The organism is Runella limosa DSM 17973, from assembly GCF_000482465.1.
Lineage (GTDB): Bacteria > Bacteroidota > Bacteroidia > Cytophagales > Spirosomataceae > Runella > Runella limosa.
Map to the genome: position 1 here is coordinate 140368 of NZ_AXVJ01000042.1, position 16000 is coordinate 156367.

13 protein-coding genes and 1 pseudogene are annotated in these 16000 nt (G+C 44.8%); 3 read left to right on the forward strand and 11 right to left on the reverse strand.

From position 1 onward, the window contains the following. Nucleotides 1-39: 39 nt before the first annotated feature. Nucleotides 40-2079 carry a protein-disulfide reductase DsbD family protein gene (locus K339_RS0103870; protein WP_028522440.1) on the reverse strand — a complete coding sequence of 680 codons (2040 nt, stop codon included), beginning with the start codon at nt 2077-2079 and terminating at the stop codon, nt 40-42. Nucleotides 2080-2106: 27 nt separating this feature from the next. After that, a complete protein-coding gene (locus tag K339_RS0103875) occupies nt 2107-2637 on the reverse strand; it encodes a hypothetical protein (RefSeq protein ID WP_051397788.1) in 531 nt (176 codons plus the stop codon). A 440-nt stretch (nt 2638-3077) separates the two neighbouring features. Here K339_RS0103875 and K339_RS0103880 point away from each other — a divergent pair, with 440 nt between their 5' ends. Beyond that, on the forward strand, nt 3078-4094 hold the full coding sequence (locus K339_RS0103880) for a GntR family transcriptional regulator (RefSeq protein ID WP_028522442.1): 1017 nt from the start codon (nt 3078-3080) through the stop codon (nt 4092-4094). Between the two features lie 255 nt (nt 4095-4349). On the opposite strand, the gene K339_RS0103885 is transcribed toward K339_RS0103880, so the two are convergent. The 9 genes from K339_RS0103885 to K339_RS0103925 form a co-directional block, all read right to left on the reverse strand. Next, nucleotides 4350-5471: a glycoside hydrolase family 88/105 protein gene (locus tag K339_RS0103885; RefSeq protein WP_028522443.1), complete on the reverse strand. Its 1122-nt coding sequence runs from the start codon at nt 5469-5471 to the stop codon at nt 4350-4352. A gap of 152 nt (nt 5472-5623) precedes the next feature. After that, a complete protein-coding gene (locus tag K339_RS0103890; RefSeq protein ID WP_037299154.1) occupies nt 5624-7000 on the reverse strand; it encodes a glycoside hydrolase family 88/105 protein in 1377 nt (458 codons plus the stop codon). A 185-nt stretch (nt 7001-7185) separates the two neighbouring features. Continuing rightward, entirely contained in the window at nt 7186-8433 is a 1248-nt protein-coding gene (locus K339_RS0103895) for a sulfate adenylyltransferase subunit 1 (RefSeq protein ID WP_028522445.1), read from the reverse strand. Nucleotides 8434-8520: 87 nt separating this feature from the next. After that, on the reverse strand, nt 8521-9453 hold the full coding sequence (gene cysD / locus K339_RS0103900) for a sulfate adenylyltransferase subunit CysD (RefSeq protein WP_051397792.1): 933 nt from the start codon (nt 9451-9453) through the stop codon (nt 8521-8523). 52 nt (nt 9454-9505) lie between these two features. Further along, complete coding sequence (locus K339_RS0103905; RefSeq protein WP_028522447.1) at nt 9506-10219, reverse strand: phosphoadenylyl-sulfate reductase; 714 nt, start codon at nt 10217-10219, stop codon at nt 9506-9508. 8 nt (nt 10220-10227) lie between these two features. Next, nucleotides 10228-11418: a trans-sulfuration enzyme family protein gene (locus K339_RS0103910; protein ID WP_028522448.1), complete on the reverse strand. Its 1191-nt coding sequence runs from the start codon at nt 11416-11418 to the stop codon at nt 10228-10230. Between the two features lie 93 nt (nt 11419-11511). Then, complete coding sequence (locus K339_RS0103915) at nt 11512-12420, reverse strand: sulfite exporter TauE/SafE family protein (RefSeq protein ID WP_028522449.1); 909 nt, start codon at nt 12418-12420, stop codon at nt 11512-11514. After that, on the reverse strand, nt 12420-13196 hold the full coding sequence (locus tag K339_RS0103920; RefSeq protein ID WP_028522450.1) for a DUF2490 domain-containing protein: 777 nt from the start codon (nt 13194-13196) through the stop codon (nt 12420-12422). The genes K339_RS0103915 and K339_RS0103920 overlap by 1 nt, the downstream gene beginning before the upstream one ends. An 83-nt stretch (nt 13197-13279) precedes the next feature. After that, nucleotides 13280-14461 carry an acyltransferase family protein gene (locus tag K339_RS0103925; RefSeq protein WP_028522451.1) on the reverse strand — a complete coding sequence of 394 codons (1182 nt, stop codon included), beginning with the start codon at nt 14459-14461 and terminating at the stop codon, nt 13280-13282. Between the two features lie 133 nt (nt 14462-14594). Between K339_RS0103925 and K339_RS0103930 the strand changes: the two genes are divergently transcribed. Both K339_RS0103930 and K339_RS37665 read left to right on the forward strand, forming a co-directional pair. Beyond that, nucleotides 14595-15668 (forward strand): MBL fold metallo-hydrolase, encoded by a 1074-nt coding sequence (locus K339_RS0103930; RefSeq protein WP_229598690.1) that lies wholly within the window; start codon nt 14595-14597, stop codon nt 15666-15668. 152 nt (nt 15669-15820) lie between these two features. Next, a pseudogene (locus K339_RS37665) lies at nt 15821-16000 on the forward strand (DDE transposase); the annotation flags it as partial.

Sequence of the window (16000 nt, forward strand, 5' to 3'; positions counted from 1 at the left end):
ATAAAACCGCTCGTTTAATGCGAGCGGTTTTTAGATTATTTAACGCTTAAACTTAGAAAGTCCTGAGTCTAAAAATTGGACAAACTCCTCGGTACTCGCGTAGCCAATCGGCTTGGTGAGTAGCTCACCGTCGGGACTAATGACGCAGTAAAAAGGCTGGGCGTTGTTGTTAAACTTCGTGATTTGCAAATCCGCGTTTTTGTCGCCGATGGTGGTTTTTTCGCGCTTATCGTAAGTTGATACAAACTGTTTTTCTTTAGGCAACTCTGTTTTATCATCCACGTACAGCGAAGCAATCACAAATTCTTTTTTCAAACGATCCAACACTTCGGGTTGTGGCCAAACGTTGGCTTCCATTTTGCGGCAGTTGGCACAGTTGAAACCTGTAAAGTCAACAAATACGGGTTTGCCTGTGGCTTTGGCTTGGGCTAAGGCTTGCTCGTAATCAAAGTAGCCTTCAAGGCCATGTGGCAAGTGAGGTTTGCTGCGATCGAGTTTGGCCGTACTTCCCGTACTTGTTCCACCAACGGCGTTGGTCAAGAAAAAGTCTTGGGTTTGCTCAGGAGGCAACCAACCCGACAACGCCCGAAGAGGCGCCCCAAACATCCCTGGAAGCATATAGACCACAAAAGCAAAAGTCGAAGACGAAATCAACAAGCGCGGAATCGTTACTCCTTTCACGGGAGAGTCTTTGTCCATGCGGAGTTTGCCAAGGACATAAAAACCAATGATGGTGAACAGGACAATCCAAATTGCCAAGAAAATTTCGCGGTCAAGGACGTTCCAGCGGTAAGCTAAGTCGATATTGCTCAAAAACTTGAGGGCTAACGCAAACTCCAACAGTCCAAATACAACCTTAAATTCATTGAGCCAACCTCCTGATTTCGGAAGGCTTTTCAAGAATTTTGGGAACATGGCCAAGCCCGTAAACACCACGGCGAAAGGCATTGAGAAAGCAATCATCCCAAGCACGGGACGCATTACTTCGTTGCCTTTGGAAGCCAAAATTAACAGCGAACCTGCAATCGGTGCCGTACACGAAAACGAAACCACAACGAGTGTAAGGGCCATAAAGAAAATCCCTATGAGACCGCCTTTATCGGCTTGTTTGTCCACATTATTTACAAATGAACTCGGCAATACTATCTCAAACAAACCCAAAAATGATAAACCAAATAGGATAAATACCACAAAGAAAATGGCGTTGGGCGCCCAGTGGGTACTGATAAAGTTAGCAGCTTGTGCTCCTCCAATACGGGACACTAAAAAACCTAGCAAGGTAAAAATAGAAACGATGGAAAGGCCATACAACAAAGCCTTGCTGGTGCCGTGCTCTTGTTTGGTAAAATAACTCACCGTCATCGGCATGATGGGGTAAATACAAGGCATGAAAATAGACGCCAAACCTCCTAAGAAACAAGCCAATAAGAAGCTCCACAACGATTCTTCCTCGGCGGGTTCGGGAATAGTCGTCGTTTCTGAAGGTGCAGCGGTTGCTTCCGACGTTGCTTCAGGAGCTGGAGTTGCGGCAACGGTGTTGCTGTCTTTGGCTGGCGTTGCTGTGACTTGCTCTGTTGGCTGGCTCGCTGTAGGCTGAATTGTCGCAGCTGCGTCGGCGGCTACTTTAATATCGGTAATTTTAAAATCAGCACTTCCCATGGTGCAAAGACCATCGTTTTGGCAGGTTTGATAATCAATTGCTACTTCGATTTGAGGGTTGGCCTTGAGAATCTTTACTTTTTGTACAAAAGAACCCGTGCCTTCAGCTACGCTTGTATTTCCCCCCCATACCTCTTCGTAAAAGTTGTGAAACCCAACGGGCTTGATTTTACCCACCAATTGATACGTATCGTTGGGCTTGAACTTAAACTCAGTTGGATTGGGGCCATCTTTTACCTCAAATTCCGTGGAGTACAAATGCCAAGTGGGGTCGATAGCCGCAATGAACTTAATTTCGACAATGTCTCCTACTTTTACCTCTTTTTTGGGTGAATCGACATTCCATTTTGCGTGATTTTGGACTTGCCCAAAGGTTGTTAGGGTCAAGAGTACTAAGAGAGCACTGATTACACTTTTCATAAAGTACGTTATAGATAACGGTTAGTTTTATTTAATTTTTTGCAACGACTTGGCGTTTACTTTTCGTATGACTTCGTTTCGTTTAAACTTTACGCGCCAAACGGCCAAATGTGTGGCATCTTCCCCAAAACATTTGTGACAAATGCTACTTTGCAGCGAAACGGGTGCATTATACACCAGTGCAGAGTCGCCTAATTTTTGGATATTAGGGATTTGAGAGAGTTTATTTTCGGCATTATATACGTAAGCATCAAGGATTTCTTGCTCTTTGGCCGACAATGTGGGGTTTTTGAGGTCTTTTGTGCCTAAGAGGTTGATTTCTGCGGTATATAACTTTTCCAACGAATCTAGTTGTGGTAATTTTTGCAATTGGCACAAAGCCGCAGCATCTGAAGGGGACTTCGCTAGGGAGTTTTCGAGGTTTGCTTGTGCTTGTTTTACAATTCTCTGGCCCCAGTCATCCACAATAGTCACGACTTGTTGCGTGGTTACTCGTTTGATTTGCATACTTTTTACCTTCTCAACGGCTTCTTTGGAGCCATTGACACGTCTTTCCATATTGCAACCAACAAATAATAGACCAACGAACGCTACGAGCGTAAACGACGAAAAATAATTCACAAACAGATGGATTTAGAATACAAAACTATCTTTATTCTGACGTAAAGCCAAAACGCCTCAGCAACTGGTTTGGTTCAGAAAAAAGCGTTACAAAAGCCGTATTTGTTGATGATATATGTATAAAGTACAATTTCTTTTGACCATTACTTCTGCACTACAAACAAGTGTTTGGTACGTGCCTGATAGTTAAAATTACAACTATTTCTTCAAAACCTACTATTTTGGTAACGTTCCCGATAACGATTGCATAAAAAAATACGTAAAAAGCAATCAAAAATTTAATAGCAACTTCCTATATTTCAATTACCAAGTCAACTACCCAAAAAATACGTCTTTTAGTATTTCTCAAAAAAAGACAATTGTAAATAGGAAATAAGATGAACAGTGCCCTAATTTCAATTAATCCTTTTGATAAAGTGCCGAAGTACAAGCAAATTGTGCAATCGGTGATGCGGGATATCGAGAGAGGGGTTTTGAAAAAAGGAGATCAGCTTCCTTCGATAAGCGAACTGAGCATTGAGTATTTGCTGGCTCGCGACACTGTAGAAAAAGCGTACCGCGAGCTGAGGGCGAAAGGGCTCATTATATCGGTACAAGGAAAAGGGTATTATGTGCAGTCGGATAGTGATAAGAAAATTAAAATATTGCTGATTTTCAATAAATTAAGTTCTTACAAAAAGATAATTTATTACTCATTTTTAAAAGCGCTTGGTGACACTGCGATTGTGGATTTGCAGGTACATCATTACAGTGCAAGTCGTTTTCAGGAAATCATCGAGCAAAATTTGGGGGCTTACAACTATTATGTAGTCATGCCGCATTTTACCCAAGACCTCGAAAAAGCCGATTATTTGGATACGTTGAAAAGCATTCCAAAGAATGAGTTAGTGTTGTTAGACCGTGATATTCCTGAACTGACCTCTAATCCATTAAGCATTTATCAGCGTTTTGATAAGGATATTTTTGAAGCATTGGAAAGTGCCAATGATTTGCTTTCGAAATACTCAAAAATAGCCTTGGTTTTTCCGTCGGATGGAAATTATCCCGTGGAAATTGTGCAGGGCGTGCGAAATTTCTGCATCAATTACCATAAAAAGTTTGAAGTAAAGGATACCATTAACGACGAAATACTGGAGACAAAAACGGCCTACATCGTCGTAGAAGAAAATGACTTGGCGGAGTTGGCCAAAAAAGTAAAACAGGCAGGATATACGCTGGGCAAAGAAATTGGGTTGATTTCGTTTAATGAAACAACACTCAAGGAGTTGCTAGGAATCACAGTCGTCAGTACCGATTTTGAGACCATGGGGCGTACGGCGGCATCGCTTTTGTTGAACAAACAACGAATAAAAGTAAAGAACCCATTTTACATGATTCGGAGGGGGTCACTTTGAGTGTAGAGGGTTGCTCACAACCCGATTCGGGAGGAGTGTCGAAGGGCGACGGGGGCGCCTGTGTGATGCAGAGCGTCGAGTGTTTGGATGAGGGTTGCTCACAACCCGCCTGGAGAGAGAATAAGAATTTTTACTGAGAGGAACAGATGGTTTTTAAACAGCCCGTAAAATTTTACGGGCTGTTTTTTTACTTAAAATGGTAGCGTGGCCCATAAACAGCGTTGGTTGCTAACAAGCTTGATTTGCAGTTAGTTGTTACAATTTCACAACTTCGGTGCCTGCCAAAAGAAAACAGCCTAAGCCAAAATCTTCGTAGTCGGGTTGTTTTTCGTAGCTGAGGGGCTGGCCATCTTTGGGCTCTTTTCCTGTGCCTTGTACCCAGCCTAAAAAGCCGTTGGGGTGTACGCATTCTTTCAGCATGGCATTCATGGCTTTGGCAACGATGGGCTGGTATGTTTTCTTATCCAAAAGACCGTTACGCATTCCCCAAGCCATTCCATACACAAAAAGCGCCGTACCAGTGAGTTCTTTTCCTCCAAAATCCGTTTCGTCGGTTAGGCTTACATTCCAGTAACCATCGGGGCGTTGAAGGGCAGGGAGGGCTTTCATCATTTCGAGGTAAGTCTTCTGATATTCTTCGCGGTGAGGGGCGTTTTTGGGCATAATGTCAAGCACCCGTACCAGTGCCGCTACCACCCAGCCATTCCCACGCGACCAATAGCAGTTTTTATTTGCGGGGGTTTTGTAGGGTGGGTCAAAATCTTTGTCGCGCCACCAAAGCCCTTCGGCAGGATTGTAAAGCCCCTTATCGCCGTGCTGGTTTTTGGTGAAGAGGTACATGTCGTACATTTTTTCGTAGTAGCGATTGTCGTTATAAATTACCCCCAACTTGGCAAAAACGGGCATCGCCATTTGCAGGGCATCCACCCACGACCAGTCGTCTTTCTTTTCGCTATTGACCATGTTGTCCATGCACGCTTTGATGTCGCGGATACGTTCCTCTTTTTTATCCATGAGGTAAAGGTCAATGTACGTTTGTCCGCAGCATTGGTCGTCGCCATTGCGGGTGGTAATGCCATTCCGAAGTCCCCATTTATGGGCTTCTCCCCACGAAATAGCATAGTCGAGGTACTGTTTTTGAGGATCAATTTGGTAAAGCGCCATTAGTCCTTCGTAGTAAACGCCACGGGTCCAGATATTGCTGGGGCGGGTACGGTCTTTACCCACAATAGGTTTGCCCACATCCGACCATTTGTTCATAAAATACACATTGGCCGAGGTCATGGCTTTTAAGACGTCTTTCTTTTTGGGTAGTTTTTGGGCAAAAACAGTGGTCGTAAAAATGAAAATGCCAATAAACGTCTTTAAAAACTTCATGATATTGTCTGTATGTTAAGTTGTTACAGTCATTTTTGTAATTTGGTATTTCAATTCTCAATCTGCAAAGAAATGAATTTCTCAAAATTAGTTTTGTTGCCGTTTGTGGCCTTTTTATAGATAAGCCTCCATTGGACAAGTTCTTATCAGCATTACTTCTTCTGTAACAACTGTACCGAACTGTCGTTAATCTCAAACTGTTTGTTTTTCAGTAGATTGATAACCTCTGCCCCAGCCAAAATTACGGGGCCATAGCCGTGAGCGGCAAATGGACTGATGGGGCGGTGATAGTAAAATGCGGGATCAAAGCCCATGCCTGTCCCTACACAAGTGCCTTCTACCTGACCCTTTTCGTTGACTTTGGTCGAAACGGCATTCCAGCCTAGCAAGGCCATGGGAGCATAGGCAAGGCCGTCAATCCAGCCTTTGTTGATGGCGTGAGCGATGGCATACGTGTAAATAGCCGTCGCTGAAGTTTCTAAGTAAGAATCTTCACGGTCGAGCAATTGGTGCCAAAACCCAGAACCCGATTGGTAGGAGGCCAAGCCTTTGACGTGGGCTTTTAACAAAGCGATGATTTCAGGGCGAGCAGGGTGATTTTCAGGAAGAACATCGAGTACTTCTACTTTGGTGAGAAGCCCCCAGCCGTTTGCCCTTGCCCAGTGGAATTGTGGATGCTCGGTCATACCTTCGACCCAGCCGTGCATATATACGCCTTTTTCTTTATTGAACATCCGTTTCGCAAACTGCAAAATCTGTTTGGCGGCTTCGTCGTAGTATTTTTTATCGCCCGTGAGTTTTCCCATTTGGGCTAGGGCAGGTACTCCCATAAACAAATCGTCGAGCCAAAGGGTATTGGGTTGAGGACGGTTTCGAGCTAGCGTACCGTCGCTGAGGCGGTGTTCTTTGGTTAAAATATAATTGATGTGATTGTCGATGAGTGGACGTAGCTTAGACGTGTTTCCTCCGCGCGTGGCTTTAATCATGGCTGCACACATGGCACCGCAATCGTCGAGGGCATGTGGGGTTAACAAACCGCGCAACGGCCCTTTTGTTCCCCAGTCAGCGTGTTCTTCGGTCGTTTTTTTAAAATAAGGCGCGGCATTGGCGATAAACTCCAAGCGTTTGTCCGCGTACTCTTTATAGCGGCCGTCGCCCGTGATTTGGCTAGCCAAAAGCATAGCACCGTAAGTGACACCCCACTCGTAGCTAACCAAACGAAAGTCTCCTTTTTGTAAGGCAGTATTTTCATCAATTTTGGACAAATCACTGACGGTTTCGCCCGTTTTGGAGTTGACAAACGCAGTAGGAGTGACGTTATTCAAATACCCATGGATACGGTCTAACGTTGCCTTGATGTCGTTGACTTTTGAGATTCCATAAGGCACAGGGTAGTCGGGTTGAAGCAAATGCAAAGGCGTGTTGGAGTCGTTGGCGTTGGTTACGTTACGTTGGGCCGATGCAGTTATCGAAAAACAAGCCGCAAGGAGCGTAGAAGCGGCAAGCGAGTGGAAGATAGAAGGTTTCATATTCAATGATAGGTTTGGTACAAAATTGGAGATATTCGACTACGTAACATTCCCGTACCCACCTGTGAAAGAAAAAGATATGGGAAGAATATATGTACCAGAAGATATACGGCAGTTGATTTTACTGACAAAAATAAACCCCCAACTTGCAAAAGCTGAGGGTTTATGAAATAAGGAAAAAATGCTTACGCTTCCACCATGCAAGCCCCTACGGTTACGTTAGAGGTTTCGTCAATCAAAATCGCCGCACCGTTGGCGCGGTTGGTTTGGTAGGCGTCATAAGCGATAGGTTTGGCCGTACGAAGAACAATCTTTGCAACATCGTTTAGCTTGAGGCTTTCGATGTCTTCCAATTGCTCATAGTTGCTAATATCCACGCGGTATTCGATGCCTTTTACCGAACAACGAACGCGAGTAGTACCGTGTTGAAGGGTATATTTATTGCCAACTTTTAGCTCTTTGCGGTCGTCCATCCAGCAAATAGTTGCCTCCACGTCCTGACTAAGGACGGGAGAGTTGCCCGTACCACTGATCAAGTCTCCACGGCTAATGTCAACGTCGGTTTCAAGCAATATCGTCGCAGATTGAGGCGCCGAAACTTCCTCTACTTCTTGACCATATACTTCAATTTTAGCGATTTTAGACGTTTGCTCTGATGGAAAAACAGTGATGGTATCCCCTTTGCGGAATACGCCACTCTGTACACGTCCTGCGTAGCCACGGTAATCGTGCAATTCTTCCGTTTGAGGGCGAATCACGTATTGTACCGAGAAACGAGCGTCGTTGAGGTTCAAATCGTGCTGCACATCCACATTTTCCAAAAAATGCAGCATGGTTTCGCCCGTGTACCAAGGCATCGCCTCTGACTTGTCCACGATGTTATCCCCCGCCAAAGCGCTTACAGGAATGATTTTCAGGTCTTTAATAGCCAACTTGTCGGCGAGTTTTTGGTATTCTTGCGCAATTTGCAAGAACGTATCTTCCGAATAACCCACCAAGTCCATTTTATTGACGGCCACGACGATGTGAGGAATCCCCAACATCGATGTAATCAACGAGTGGCGGCGTGTTTGCTCTACCACTCCTTGGCGGGCGTCAATCAAAATAATCGCCAAATCGGCATTGGACGCACCCGTCACCATGTTGCGGGTGTATTGAATATGCCCAGGGGCATCAATGCTGATAAACTTACGGTTAGGCGTTTGGAAGTACTTGTAAGCCACGTCAATGGTAATGCCTTGTTCGCGTTCCGAGCGCAAGCCATCGGTCAACAGCGCAAGGTCGATTTCGCCATCGCCCCGCGTTTTGCTGGCTTTTTCCACGGCCTCCAGTTGGTCAGCCAAAATACTTTTTGTATCGTAAAGCAAGCGTCCGATGAGGGTACTTTTCCCGTCGTCAACACTACCTGCGGTTATAAATCTTAAAATATCCATAGTATCAAAGTTGAGTGTCGAATGTCGAGTGCAGAATGTCGAATAAGTTTTTTTCATTCGACATTCTGCACTCGACATTCGACATTATTAAAAATATCCTCCCTTTTTACGGTCTTCCATCGCTGCTTCGGTCTGCTGGTCGTCGATACGCGTTTCGCCGCGTTCGCTGATGCGCGTAGCCTTAATTTCGGCCACCACTTGTTCAATGGTACTAGCTTCTGATTCAACGGCAGCCGTACAAGTCATGTCACCTACGGTACGGAAGCGAACGGTTTTGTTAACAATCACGTCGGAGTCGTCTTTGTAGATAAAATCGGCGTTGGCGAGCAAGTTCCCGTCGCGCAAAATCATTTCACGTTGGTGCGAGAAATAGATGCTTGGTAGCGGAATTTTTTCGCGCTCAATGTACGCCCATACGTCTAGTTCAGTCCAGTTAGAAATCGGGAAACAACGAACGTTTTCACCTTTGCTAATTTTTCCGTTGAACAAATTCCAAAGTTCAGGACGTTGACGTTTTGGATCCCACTGTCCAAACTCATCGCGGAAGGAGAAAATACGCTCTTTGGCGCGGGCTTTTTCTTCGTCGCGGCGAGCACCACCGATACAAGCGTCGAATTCAAATTCTTCGATGGTATCAAGCAGCGTAAACGTTTGAAGCCAGTTGCGGCTGGCGTTTTTACCCGTTGGTTCTTTTAAGCCTTTGGCTTTGATAGTATCTTCTACTTGGCGAACAATCAACTTTGCTCCCACTTCATTGGCCATCCAATCGCGGTATTGAGTTGCTTCGGGGAAGTTGTGGCCTGTATCGATATGAACCAATGGAAAAGGGATTTTGCCTGGTGCAAACGCCTTTTGGGCAAGACGTACCAGCGTAATCGAATCTTTACCGCCTGAAAACAACAATGCTGGACGCTCAAATTGCCCCGCTACTTCGCGCATGATGTAGATGGCTTCCGATTCGAGTTGGTCTAGGTAATCCTGACGTTGTGCGTCGGAGGATAGACTTTGAATATTTGACATGATGTATCGTGTCTGAATTGGATAATTTACGTTTAAATCGAAGAGCGCTTGGTTATCTGGCGTGTAACCCACACTCTTTTTTACTTTCATCTTCCCACCACCAACGGCCAGCGCGGAAGTCTTCTCCTTCGAGAACAGCACGGGTACAAGGGGCACAGCCAATGCTCACAAACCCTTTGTCGTGCAGCGGGTTATAGGGAACATTGTGAGCTTTTACGTATTGTTTTACCTCGTCAAAACTCCAAGCAAGCAAAGGGTTATATTTGAACAAGTCATGTCCTCCATCCCACTCGATGGCTTGCATTCCTGTACGGTTGTTTGACTGCTCGGCACGGATACCCGTTACCCACACTTTTACGCCTTTGAGCGCACGATTAAGGGGTTCAACTTTACGAATAAAACAGCACTCTTTGCGGTTTTCGACGGATTCGTAGAAGCTAAGTGGTCCTTTTTCGGTGAGTAATTTTTCAACACCTGCGCTCTGAGGAAAAAACACCTCTAGCTTGGTATCGTAGCGATTGTTGGTTTTTTGCAGGGTCGTGTAGCTTTCAGGAAACATCCGCCCCGTATCGAGGGTAAAAATGCGAATGTCGATGCCATTGGCCAAAATCATGTCGGTAATGACTTGGTCTTCGTAGCCTAAGCTACTTGAAAACGCCACTTGTCCAGGAAAAAGCTCCGACAAAAGGCGAAGAGCTTCGACTTCTGTTTTGCCTTCAATTTGGTGTAGCAACGATTCGGTACTATGTGTTTCGGTGAGGGTCATGGTAATAACTATATTTTTTCAGCCAGTACTTCTGCACTTACTACTGCTGCTTGTGAAAAGTCTTCAATCAAATCTTCTATCGACTCCAACCCAACAGAAATCCGAATCAACCCTTCGGTGATTCCCAACGCCGCTTTTTCGTCGGGTTTCAATTTTGAGTGAGTGGTCGTAAATGGATTGGTAATGATGGTACGGGTATCTCCTAAATTGGATGACAAAGTCGGAATTTGGAGTGCTTTCATAAAGGCGCTTACGCGTTCAAAACCACCTTCCAATTCTATCGTTACAATGGCTCCCCCTGCGTTCATTTGCTCTTTCGCAAGCTCGTATTGGGCATGACTTGGCAAGAAAGGATAGTTTACTTTTTTGACTTCAGGCAATGCTTCCAACGCCTGCGCCAATTTCAGCGCATTTTGGCTGTGTTTCTCCATGCGAAGCTCCAACGTTTCGAGGCTCTTGCTCAATGTCCACGCGTTAAATGGCGACATCGACGGCCCCGTGTGACGGCAGAAGAAACGAATTGGAGCGATGTATTCGGCTTTACCAACCACGACCCCTCCCAATACACGGCCTTGTCCGTCCATGAATTTGGTAGCGGAGTGAACCACTAAATCGGCACCAAAATCAATCGGCGTTTGGATGATAGGAGTCGCAAAACAGTTGTCAACGTTGAATATCAAATTGTGTTTTTTGCACAAACGGCCAATCATCGCTAAATCCACCAACTCCAACCCTGGGTTAGAAGGCGTTTCGAGGTACACCATGCGGCTATTGGGCTGAACAGCCGCTTCCCACTGTGCTTCGGTAGCGTCGGCGTCCAAATAGGTATAGGTAATACCCCATTTGGCAAAAATTTGGGTAATAATTTGGTGCGCTGACCCAAACAAGGCGCGACAGGCAATAATATGATCGCCAGACTTTAGGATACCCGCCATACTCGCAAAAACGGCTGCCATACCCGTAGCAGTGGCAAGGCCGTCTTCCGCTCCTTCGAGCATACACACTTTGTCCACAAATTCTTGCACGCTAGGGTTGGAGAAGCGGCTGTAGATATTGCCTTCTTCTGTTTCGTCAAACAATGCCTTACCTTGTTCTGCCGACTCAAATGAAAAACTTGAGGTTAGAAAAAGGGGCGTTGAATGTTCGCGGTACTGCGTTTTTTTCGTTTGCGTACGAATCGCTTTCGTCTGACGTTTCATGATTTTCTTAGAAATTAGGGTAGCAAAACAAGTGGGTGTTTGGCTACCAGTACAAAGACCTTTTTGAATGAGGTCGCAAAATTACACATTATACTACAATATCGCTTTTAAAACTACGCGTAAGCCCAAGAAGATGACCAAACAACCTACAATGACCATCAGCGGTTTACGGTTGACTTTGTTGACCAAATAGGCCCCAAAAGGCGCAGCTAAAACCCCTCCTAATACTAAACCTAACACCACTTGCCAGCTGTTGATTCCTTCAAAGAGCAAGAAAGTAATGCCACTTGCGAATGCAACGGCAAATTCGGCTGCATTGACCGAGCCAATGGTGTAGCGAGGGTCACGTCCGCGACCGATAAGTGTAGAGGTAACGATAGGCCCCCACCCGCCACCGCCAACGGCGTCCATAAACCCGCCAAAAAGCGCCAATCCACCAAGGCGTTTGGTTGGTTTTTTAACGGTTGTTTTCTTCAACCCTTTGCTGACGATGATACAGCCAAGCACGACCATATAGGCGGAGATATACGGCTTAATGACGTTCCCGTCGATAACGTCTGACAATAAATAAGCGCCTGTTATTGAGCCAATTACGCCAGGAATCAAAAGCGTGCGAAAGAGCTTTTTATTGATGTTTTTAAACTTAAAATGCGAGATAGCCGATGCACCCGTGGTGAACATTTCTGATAAGTGAACACTGGTACTGCTCACGGCGGGAGGCACTCCTAATGTTAGTAAGAAAGAGGTAGCACTGGCTCCGTAACCCATGCCTAATGCTCCATCCACGAGCTGGGCGAAAATCCCCACAAGAAGGAAAAAAGCAAAGTCAGAGTTAAATCCCGCCTTTAAATTCTCGATAGAAAAGTCAGACCCGTGTTTGATGAGAAGATACCCAAAGGTGAGGGTCAGCAATGTCACAGGAATTCCAATCCACATCCACTTTTCGGAGTCGAATTGGGGCTTTTTTTCTGAAATAGGGGCCGTTTTTGTGGCTGGGTTCATCAGGATTTTATGTTAATTCGGTGGTATATCGTAACTCTCGTAATGTCTCGATTAAAGAACTGGTACCCACTGCTTCGTTGCTGGTACCAGTGTAAATAGCCTAGTTCGACGGCTAACTTTTTTCCAAGGTTTTGTTCAAGCCCAACGTAAATTCGGTTTTGATCAAATTGGTTGAGGGTAATGTTCTTTCCAGCATTGACCATCAATTCGTTGGCTATTTTAAGATAGGTATTATGGTCGGCACTTTGCTTCGACAATGACACAATGGCTTGCGCCCGTAGTCGTATCCTAAAATTGAAATCATAGCCATCCAACAATTGCTTTCCGTTATTTCTATGAATAAACCGCTCGTCAACTCTTAGCCGCTGGGCCAATACCAGCCGTTTTCCAAAGGGCATTGTTAGGTTTATTTCCTGAAAAGGCCGAAGCTCAGGGACTACCAAATGTACCGTTGCGTCAGGATTTTGGGGACTTTGCCGCGAATACGTAAAACCCGCTGCCATGTCAATATTAGGCAAAACTTTATAATGAAGATGGCTGTGTATAATCAAGTGATGTTGGGTGTTGGCCTGTAAAAACCTACGATTGTCGATTTCATTGTGCCAAGCCCATCTTGGGTGAAAATTCAACTGATTATAGTAGCGCGTCCAGTACAAAGTTTGACGGGTTACTTCTTTTTGCTGTGCTATCGTTTTATAACCTACTGCCTGAAGGACAATAAAACTAATAATCCTAATTCCAGATATGGTATATAATCTATATAGACTTTTTTGCATAAATTAAATGCCGCCCTTTCGGAACGGCATCACAAAAGTAGGTGCTCTATTTGAATAGTCCAAAAAAGGGTGTGAAAATCTGATTAAATTCTTACAAAAATCCGATTTTTATACATCCAGTACAAAATTGACCACTCTACAAAAAGAATAAGCCCACCTCGAACGAGCGATTCGTAGGTCGTTCCAAAGGCTTGGTCGTACGTTTTTGAGATGTGAATTTGAATAGAGTGATGAATAAACTCTACTATGGTGTGGGAGATTACGTAGGCCGCAATGGAGTTCATTCCAATCACAATTAACCAAAAGAAAGCCTTTCGATAACCCTGAATATCGACCAACCAAAAGAAAGCAGCCAATAAAATAAAGCACCAGCCACCACTGAATAATACCCATGTGGGCGTCCAGATGCGTTTTACATTGGGGCAAATACCCAACCAGTTGAGGGTTAGTGCAATGACTAACAAACTAACACCCATGGCCACAAATTTCAGGGCTTTTTCTTTGGGGCTTGTTTCGTCTTTGAGCCATTGTCCTGCCAATAGCCCCAGCGTCATAGTACCAAGGGTAGGAATAAAACTTAGCGTAGAATACCCCCCACCGTTACGAATAAAGGGTTTTTCACGCGGGAAAAGGTTCATAAACCATTGATCAAATGCCCAAGCGGCATTGGTGTTTTTGTTCCAATGAGCGGCCAATCCTTTCAAGTGGTGTTCCCAGTCGGGAGTGACGCCTACGGCAGCGTAGTCAAAATTGGCATCGGGTAGTGGATACAGGACAAAAAAGAGCCAATAGCCTACTAAAATAGTAGCCAATGCAGTCAACTGGGTACGAACCGACTTGAAGCCAAACCAAAACAAAAATGGGTAGCCCATCCCGATTTGTGAAAGGGTATCTTCAAAGGTAAAGTTGGTTTGCTCACGGTGCATGGAGCGTAAAAACACCCCCAAGAAAATAAGAATAAGCGACCGCTGAAGCGTATGGCCAAACATATCGCGGAAGACCTGCCCTTTGGCCACCCGACTCGCGACGGAGTAGGGCAACGCCACGCCCACCAAAAATGAAAACGACGGCTGGATAAGGTCGTGCAACGAGCAGCCGACCCACTCGACGTGGTCTTGGTTAAAGGCTAAAAAAGCCCAAAAAGAGCTTTCGGGAAGGGCTTTGGAAATGTGCCCAAATTCGAGAACTTCGGCCATCATCAAGAACATCACAAAGCCCCGATACGCGTCAACGGACGAAATTCGGTTAGGTATAGTTTGTGCCATGAGAGAGAAAAGGATTTGGTGCAAAAAGGTAATGCAAAGAGTTTTATAACCTTGGCGAACTATGAACTTATCAAGGGTGTTTCTGATACTACTAATTCTTTGTACTTTGATACCTTTTCTTCGGTCAAAAAAAATGCTAGTTACCTTGGTGGTTGTGGCTTCCTTGGGGAGCGTATTTTATTTTTTTATGTACGAAAAATTTGACTGGAAAGTCGCAGGTTTTCGTTCAAATCCAAACTTGAAAACTATTCGAGCCGATTGGAAAGGAAATCCTATCAATCCTCAAGGGCGTTTTTTGAACGACCCGTTCAATCCGCTACCTTCCTTTAGTGAACTTTGGCGTTGGCAAACGGAAACAAACCCACAAAAACAGGAAAAGAAAACGGATACGTTTCGCCTGAGCGTTACCAAAAATTCGGATTTCCTACATTCAAACGAAGATTGTGTGGTATGGCTCGGGCATGCTACGTTTTTTATCCGACTCAATGGGGTCACTTTTTTGACCGACCCTGTCCTCGACAGTCCTTCGTTTTTGATGAAACGTTTTAGCGAACTTCCCGTGGCTATTTCAGACCTCAAAAATTTGGATTACATCATCGTTTCGCACGATCACCGCGACCACTGCGACGAGCAAAGCCTGAAAGCGCTGGCTCCTCAAAACCCCAATGCGGTTTATTTGACGGGTTTGGGGGTAGAAACGGTATTTGGAGATTGGGTAAAAAGTGCAAAAATTCAGTCGGCGGGTTGGTTTCAGGCGTATCAAACCGATTCCACAAAAATTGAAGTCATTTATTTGCCTACTCGTCACTGGGGGCGACGCTATTTCAACGATACCAATAAAAACCTTTGGGGTTCGTACTTGATTCGGGCTAACGGAAAAAGTGTGTATTTTGGGTCAGATTCGGGCTACGGGGTGCATTACCAAGAGTTAGGTCAACTGTTTGGAGGCGTTGACGTAGCGCTGTTGGGCGTAGGTGCGTACAAACCCGAATGGTTTATGTCGGCCAGCCACATGGGCCCTAAAGATGCCGTCAAGTCAGCCCATGAACTCAAAGCAAAACGCTTTATTCCAATGCACTACGGAACGTTTGACCTATCAGACGAGCCGCTGGGTGATCCTTATCGGGTGTTGCAAGAATTACAGAAAAAGCCAGAAAATCAGGGGTTTATTCAATTAGCAGGTGTGGGAGAAGTGGTGAGGCTGTGATGAAAAATTACGAATTATGTAGGCTTCCCTTTATAGGCTTAACTTGTTGATATACAGTTTATTTGCAAATAAATTAACCCCGAAAAAGAACCAAAATTGGCAATTTTCGGGGTTTTTGTGTATTTTGTTTTTACCACAAAACTGAAATACAGGTGCAAGATACACTTTTCGACGTTAATTCTGCAAACTCTTCCCAATTGTACATTTTCAAGAATTGTACTGATTTAGGAGCTATTTATCAAACTATTGATTGGGCATCTTTAGTTGAACTGCTTCCTGAAAAAAAAACGATGGTTGGTGCTCCTTCTTGGCTTCCTAAACAGGGCTATTTT